Source organism: Inquilinus sp., from assembly GCF_057815775.1.
This window is the reverse complement of record NZ_JBYRFX010000208.1, coordinates 1-6,670: the sequence shown is the minus strand read 5'-3', so window position 1 is coordinate 6,670 and position 6,670 is coordinate 1. Positions and strand designations below refer to the sequence as shown.

Annotated in this window: 7 protein-coding genes; 3 read left to right on the top strand and 4 right to left on the bottom strand. The window is 69.0% G+C overall.

The annotated features are described in order from the left end of the window. The first annotated feature begins 286 nt into the window (after positions 1 to 286). From AC3XYG_RS07340 to AC3XYG_RS07330, 3 genes are all read left to right on the top strand, one after another. Entirely contained in the window at positions 287 to 1,237 is a 951-nt protein-coding gene (locus AC3XYG_RS07340) for a carbohydrate ABC transporter permease (RefSeq protein WP_489139155.1), read from the top strand. Positions 1,238 to 1,239: 2 nt separating this feature from the next. After that, positions 1,240 to 2,085 (top strand): carbohydrate ABC transporter permease, encoded by an 846-nt coding sequence (locus AC3XYG_RS07335; RefSeq protein WP_489139154.1) that lies wholly within the window; start codon positions 1,240 to 1,242, stop codon positions 2,083 to 2,085. 128 nt (positions 2,086 to 2,213) lie between these two features. Beyond that, the gene (locus tag AC3XYG_RS07330; RefSeq protein WP_489139153.1) at positions 2,214 to 2,813 is read left to right on the top strand and encodes a hypothetical protein; all 600 of its coding nucleotides are present in this window, start codon (positions 2,214 to 2,216) and stop codon (positions 2,811 to 2,813) included. A 3-nt stretch (positions 2,814 to 2,816) separates the two neighbouring features. Here the strand turns inward: AC3XYG_RS07330 and AC3XYG_RS07325 are convergent, their stop codons facing one another. The 4 genes from AC3XYG_RS07325 to cydC form a co-directional block, all read right to left on the bottom strand. Further along, the gene (locus AC3XYG_RS07325) at positions 2,817 to 4,229 is read right to left on the bottom strand and encodes a sensor histidine kinase (protein WP_489139152.1); all 1,413 of its coding nucleotides are present in this window, start codon (positions 4,227 to 4,229) and stop codon (positions 2,817 to 2,819) included. Then, positions 4,216 to 4,896, bottom strand: coding sequence for a winged helix-turn-helix domain-containing protein (locus AC3XYG_RS07320; protein ID WP_489139151.1), 681 nt, complete (start codon positions 4,894 to 4,896; stop codon positions 4,216 to 4,218). The genes AC3XYG_RS07325 and AC3XYG_RS07320 overlap by 14 nt, the downstream gene beginning before the upstream one ends. A gap of 78 nt (positions 4,897 to 4,974) precedes the next feature. Further along, positions 4,975 to 5,388 carry a YbaN family protein gene (locus AC3XYG_RS07315; RefSeq protein WP_489139150.1) on the bottom strand — a complete coding sequence of 138 codons (414 nt, stop codon included), beginning with the start codon at positions 5,386 to 5,388 and terminating at the stop codon, positions 4,975 to 4,977. Beyond that, positions 5,375 to 6,670 (bottom strand): thiol reductant ABC exporter subunit CydC (gene cydC, locus AC3XYG_RS07310; protein WP_489139149.1); only part of this gene is annotated, 1,296 nt, incomplete at its 5' end. The genes AC3XYG_RS07315 and cydC, both read right to left, overlap by 14 nt.

The window sequence follows — 6,670 nt, the reverse complement described above, 5'->3', positions numbered from 1 at the left end:
CTGGGCCAGGTCACCCGGGCGATGGAGGATTCGATCGGCCGGGTGCTGCTGAAGAAGGAAGACCCGGCCGCCGTCGCGGCCTGGCTCGGCAAGCAGGTCAACAAGGCCCTGCGGCAGTCCGGGCAGCTGAGTTCGTCATAGAGACGGCACGGAACCACCCCTTCTGTCATGCCCGGACTTGATCCGGGCATCCAGAGTCTGTCGACATCTTCTGGATTGCCGGGTCAAGCCCGGCAATGACAGTGAAACTGAAGTGGCTTGGGTGCCTGGGGAGGATATCGGGAGCATGAAGGCCGAAGCCGCAGCGCAGATGCCGACCCTCGCCATCCGGACCGCCGGCCGCCGGCACCCGACCCGGGCCGGCCGGATCCGGCGGACCGCGCTGGTGTTCCTGGCCCCGGCCGGGATCCTGTTCCTGATCCTGATCGCCTATCCGCTGCTGCGGGTGCTGTGGGACAGCCTGCACATTGTCAACCTGGTCAACCCAAGCGTCACCGGCTTCGCCGGGCTCGAGAACTATCGGACGGTGTGGGAGGACGAGGATTTCCTGCCGGCCGTCCGCAACACCGCGGTCTGGACCATCCTGTCGGTGGTCGGCGAATACGCACTGGGCCTCGCCTCCGCCGTCGCGTTGGCCCAGCCGGTGCGGTTCCGGGCCATCTTCCGCGGCCTGATCATCGTGCCCTGGGTGATCCCGATCGCCGTCGCCGGGCTGAACTGGACCTGGATGCTGACCCCGGATTACGGGATCCTGAATGTCTGGATGGTCAGGCTCGGCCTGCTCGACAGCCCCTATCCCTGGCTCGGCCAGATCGACACCGCGCTGCTGACGGTGACCTTCGTCAACATCTGGCGCAGCTATCCCTTCTACACCATCAGCCTGCTGGCGGCGCTGCAGGCGATCCCGCGCGAGCTGCACGAGGCGGCGGCGGTGGACGGGGCAGGGGCGTGGCGCCGTTTCCGGGTCATCACCCTGCCGCATCTGCGCACGGTGTCGCTGACCCTGATCTTCATCCACATCATCTGGACCGCGATCAATTTCGACTTCATCTGGGTGATGACCGAGGGCGGCCCGCTGAATGCGTCGGAGACGGTGCCGATCATGATCTACCGCTACGCCATGCAGGATTTCGACGTCGGCGCGGCCTGCGCGGTCGCCAGCATGGCGATGGCGTTCATGGCCTGCCTGTTCTTCGTCTTCCATTACGGCGTCACCCGCCGCGGCCGGGCGGCGTGACGATGGTTGTCGGATCCTCCCAACGCTCGCTGCGCGGCCTGCTGACCTACGGCGTGCTGCTGCTGTTCACCGCCTACAGCCTGCTGCCCTTCCTGTGGATGATCGACACCGCGCTGAAGCCGGTGGCGGAGGTGCGCAGCGCCGATCCCAGCTTCTGGATCGACAGCCCGACCCTGTCGAACTTCCAGCGCGTGCTGGTCGACAGCGAATTCCTGACCTATTTCCGCAACAGCCTGATCGTGGCGGGCTGCGCCACCATCCTGACCATCACCATCGCCGTGTTCTGCAGCTATGCCCTCAGCCGCTGGGCTTTCCTGCCGCTGTCGCGCCTGGTCGGCGGCGCCCTGCTGCTGTCGCAGATGATCCCGGGCGTGCTGCTGCTGGTGCCGCTGTACATCCTGATGCAGCGCCTGGGCCTGCTCAGCACCTACGCCGCGCTGATCATCGTCTACTGCACCTTCACCATCCCGCTGTGCACCTTCATGCTGAAGGGCTTCTTCGACGCGGTGCCGCGCGAGCTGGAGGACGCGTCGGAGATCGACGGCTGCTCCCGCACCGGCTTCATCCTGCGGGTGCTGCTGCCGGTCTCGGCGCCCGGCATCTTCGCCACCGCGGTGTTCGCCTTCGTCACCGCCTGGAACGAGTTCATGTTCGGTTACGTGCTGATCAACACCGATGCGCGGCGGACGCTGACGCCCGGCATCATGATCTTCAAGGGCTCGCACCTGACTGACTGGGGCGGGCTGATGGCCGCCTCGGTGCTCGCCGTGGTGCCGATCGCCCTCGGCTTCGTCTATCTCCAGCGCTTCCTGGTCGAAGGCCTCTCCGCCGGTGCGGTGAAGGGCTAGACCGGGCGGCGCATGCCGGGATATCGCCGATGCATGAAGGATCGGCGAGGTTCTTCACTATGATTCTGTCCATTCGCCGCCCGCCCGAAGGCGGCTTATTCATTTCGATTCCGTCAGGAAGGACAAATATGAGCGCGCGGCTGCAGACCCTGGACGAATTCATCGCCGATCTGACGGTCGAGACGGATGATCCGGATTCCCCGGCCGCCGAGGTCGCGCGCATCCGCGACCGGGTCATCCGCTACATCGCCGCCATCGCCACGGACAGCGAAGTCCGGCTGGACCCTGAAGGAGACGAGGCGGCCCATGCCGCCGCTCGCCGGGAGATCGTCCTGAAGGCCACCTATCTCACCGAATTCGACGTCTCGCTGGAAAAGGGCGAGGCCGACGTGGCCGCGCCGAACAGCGAACTGGGCCGGGCCTTCGACGATCCCGACGGCTATCTCGGCTTCAAGCTGAAGCAGGCGCAGCGCGACCGGCTCCGCGATTTCGTCTCGGAGGCCCGCGCGGACGGGAAGGTCTCGGCTGGGGAGATCGTCGACTTCATGGTGCTGCAGGAGGAGATTTCCGGCCTGGAGCTGTACGATGCCCCGCGATCCAGCACCAACGGCGCCCGCATGCTGCTGCAGGCCCATGGCATCGATCCGACGGCGGTTCGGGTCGGCATGCTGGCGCGGCAGGTGGACGAGGCCGCCCGGCCGGCCGATGAGGACGACGACGAGGCGTAAGGATTACGCCGGATGCCCGTTGGCGTGGCCGTTGGCCGGCGCCATCACCTGCGGGAAGCGCAAGGTGACGCACAGGCCGGGCGCGTTGTCGGTCAGGATCAGCGTCGCCTTGTGCAGCCGCGCCACCGCCGAGACCAGGGACAGGCCCAGCCCGGCGCCGGCGGCGCTGCGGCTGGCGTCGAGCCGGACGAAGCGGTCTAGCACGCGGCTGCGTGCCTCCTCCGGAATGCCGGGGCCGTTGTCGCCGATGGTCAGCACGGCGCCGTCGCGGTCGCGCCGGACCGTCAGCGCGATCCGGCCGCCCTGCGGCGTGTATTTGATCGCGTTGTCCAGCAGGTTGGCCACGGTCTGCGCCAGCAGGTGGCTGTTGCCGGGCACGGTGACCCCGGGCTCGATCTCCACGGCCAGCACCTGCTCCTTCTCCTCGGCGACCGGGCCGTAAAGGTCGCCGGCATCGGCGGACAGGGCCGACAGGTCGATCGGGTTGAAGCGGTCGCGCACCGCCCCGGCCTCTGCCAGCGCGATCTCCAGCAGCGCGTTGAAGGTGGCCAGGATGTCGTCGGCATCGCGGATCGCATCCTCCATCACCCGGCGATAGCCCTCGGCATCGGTCTCGCCCATCAGCGTGACCTCCAGCCGGCTGGGCAGCCGTGAGATCGGGCTGCGCAAATCGTGCGCGATGTTGTCGGCGACGCCGCGCATGCCGGTCATCAGCCCGTCGATCTGGTCGAGCATGGCGTTCAGGCTGGTGGCCAGGCGGTCGAATTCGTCGCGGTTGCCGCGCACCGGCATGCGCCGCGCCAGGTCGCCCTGCAGGATACCCTCGGTGCCGCGGTTGATGCCCTCGATCCGCGCCAGCAGGCTGCGGCTCATCAGGATGCCGCCGGCGATGCCCAGCACGGCGGTCAGGATCAGGCCGCCGATCAGCGCGTCGGTCATCAGCTTGGTGAAGTCGGTGCGCTCGGTCATGTCGCGCCCGACCAGCAGGTAGAAGCCGCCTGCCAGGGCGAAGGTCTGCGCCCGGGCCACCTGCGGCTTGGCGTCCTCGCCCATGTTGGTGGCGACCAGGAAGTCGACCCAGCCCGGCTCACCCTGGGCGATCGGCGGCCAGGACGACAGGTTGCCCTCGATCCGGCCGTAGTTGTGGTCGGCCAGCAGGTACAGGCCGCGCCGGCCGGGGGCGGCTTGGCTGCGCTCGCGGATGATGCGCACCAGCCCGGGCAGGTTGAACTGGCGGTACTGCTCGGCCAGGCCGGTGATCTCGGCCTGGATGGTGTCGTCGGTCTGCGACGCGATCACCCGCACCGTCTGCCAGTACACGAACCCCAGCACGCCGGCGACCGAGGCGCCGAACACCAGCATGTAGATGATCGCGTAGCGGAAGGTGGAGCTGCGAAGGACCCTAATCAGATGCACGGAGGCAGTATCCGGCGCCGCGCACGGTCTGCAGCAGCGAGGTTTCGAAATCCCGGTCGATCTTCTGCCGCAGCCGGCTGATATGGACGTCGATCACGTTGGTCTGCGGGTCGAAGTGATAGTTCCAGACATTCTCCAGCAGCATGGTCCGGGTCACCACCTGGCCGGAGTGCCGCATCAGGTATTCGAGGATCTGGAATTCGCGCTGCTGCAAATCGATCTTGCGGCCGGAGCGGCTGACCGCGCGCGACAGCAAATCCATCTTCAGGTCGCCGATCTGCAGCTCGGTCTGCGCCGCCGCCGGGCCGGCGCCGCGGCGCAGCAGCGCCTCCAGCCGGGCCAGCAGCTCGGTGAAGGCATAGGGCTTGGTCAGGTAGTCGTCGCCGCCGGCGCGCAGGCCACGCACCCGGTCGTCGACCTGGCCCATGGCGCTGAGGAACAGCACCGGGGTCTGGTTGCCGTTGCGCCGGATGGTCTCGACAATCAGCAGGCCGTCCATGCCCGGCAGCATGCGATCGACGATCATGGCGTCGTAGGTTTCGCTGGTCGCCAGGAACAGCCCCTGCGGGCCGTCGGCGGCATGGTCCACCACGAATCCGCTCTCGCGCAGCCCCTTGGTGAGGTAATGCGCGGCCTGGGTGTCGTCTTCGATCACAAGAATTCGCATGGGGGGAGTCTACGACCAGCAGTGGGCTTCCGGAAATGACAAGCATGTCATGGCCGGCCCATCCTGCCGTTATCTTTTTTACTGTTTCGACGAGGCGTTCGGCCGGGTCAGGATGTAGAGGATCAGGATCGCGAAGAACACGGCGACGATGCCGATCGCCAAGGTCGAATGCACCACCAGGATCACGATCGTCAGGCTGATGGCCAGGCTGACGGCGGCCAGCAGCTTGGCCAGCGGCGGGATCGCGCCGTGCCGCTCCCAGGCCTGCAGCGGGGGGCCGAAGCGGCGATGGGTCAGCAGCCAGTTGTGCAGCCGCGGCGACGACCGGGCGAAGGCCCACAGCGCCAGGATCATGAAGATCGTCGTCGGCCACAGCGGCACGAACACGCCGATGATGCCGGCGACGACGCACAGCGTGCCGAAGACCTGCAGCAGGATGCGCAGGCCGGCCGGGCCGTAGGCGCCGATCCGGCTCCGCTCAGACCGCGGCATGGAGCATCGGCGGGCAAGGCCGCGCCGGCGACGCGGCGTCCAGCACCTCCGCCGGCACGCCCTGCACGGCGATGCGGCCCTCGGCCATCAGCACGGCGCTGTCGGCCAGGCGCAGCAGCGCCGGGCGATGGGTGATGACCAGGGTGGTGCGCCCGGCGGTCACGCGCTCCAGCGCGTCGATGATCTGGGCCTCGGTCTCGCTGTCCAGCCCCTCGGTCGGCTCGTCCAGCACCAGGATCGGCGCGTCCTTCAGCACGCAGCGGGCCAGGGCGATGCGCCGGGCCTGGCCGCCGGAGACCTGCACGCCGGCCTCGCCGACCCAGGTGTCCAGACCGCGCGGCAGGCTGTCGACCCAGCCGGCCAGGCCGGCGGCCTCGATCGCGGCGGCCAGCCCGGCATCCTCGGCATCGGGCGCGCCGATCAGCAGGTTGTCGCGGATGGTGCCGGCGAAGATCTGGCTGCGCTGCGAGAGATAGGCGATGCGGCGCCAGATCTCGGCCTGGGGCAGGGTGCGCAGGTCGGTGCCGCCAAGGGTGACGCTGCCCGCATCCGGGTCGCGGAAGCGCAGGATCAGGGCGGCCAGGGTGCTCTTGCCGCTGCCGCTGGGGCCCAGCACGGCGACCCGCTGGCCCTCCGCCAACTCGAGATCGATGTCACGAAGCGCCAGCCGGTCGCCCTCGCGGTAGCGGTAGGACACGCCGGACAGCACCAGCGCGTGGCCGGCCGGCGTCGGGGCCGGCGCTGCGGGGTCACGCACCAGCGGCACCAGCCCGGCGAAATCCAGCAGCCGGCGGGCCGCGGCGCGGGTGCGGCCGAGATTCTGGAAGGCGAGGGGCAGCGGCACCAGCGCGTCGAACAGCGCCAGGGCGCCCAGCATCATCAGCGCCACCGCCGGCCCCGGCAGGATGCCCGCGGCGACGCCGGCCACGCCCAGCGCCAGGATCGCCGCCGCCGCCAACTGCCCGGCCAGGCCGGACAGGGCGGTGGAGATGCCGGACAGCCGGGCCATGTGCCGCTGCGCCGCCATCAGCGTCTCGTTCTCGGCCAGCACCGCCTCGGCATGCCGGCCATCGGCCTGGTAGACCTTCAGCTCGGCCAGACCCTGGATGCCCTCGACAATGCGGGTGCGCAGCCGGGCCGTGGCCGCGGCGATGGCCTGGCCGGCCGGGGCGCCGACGCGCCGCATCGCCAGCGGCAGGGCGATGCCGACCAGCAGCGCCAGTGCCACCACGATCACCGCTGTCGGCGGGTCCAGCCACAGCAGCACGCCGCCGATCAGCAG

What these genes read in the sequence shown, in the direction of transcription:
- AC3XYG_RS07340 (WP_489139155.1), top strand. Translation starts at nt 287, where the DNA reads ATGAAGGCCGAAGCCGCAGCGCAGATGCCGACCCTCGCCATCCGGACC.
- AC3XYG_RS07335 (WP_489139154.1), top strand. Translation starts at nt 1,240, where the DNA reads ATGGTTGTCGGATCCTCCCAACGCTCGCTGCGCGGCCTGCTGACCTAC.
- AC3XYG_RS07330 (WP_489139153.1), top strand. Translation starts at nt 2,214, where the DNA reads ATGAGCGCGCGGCTGCAGACCCTGGACGAATTCATCGCCGATCTGACG.
- AC3XYG_RS07320 (WP_489139151.1), bottom strand. Translation starts at nt 4,896, where the DNA reads ATGCGAATTCTTGTGATCGAAGACGACACCCAGGCCGCGCATTACCTC.
- AC3XYG_RS07315 (WP_489139150.1), bottom strand. Translation starts at nt 5,388, where the DNA reads ATGCCGCGGTCTGAGCGGAGCCGGATCGGCGCCTACGGCCCGGCCGGC.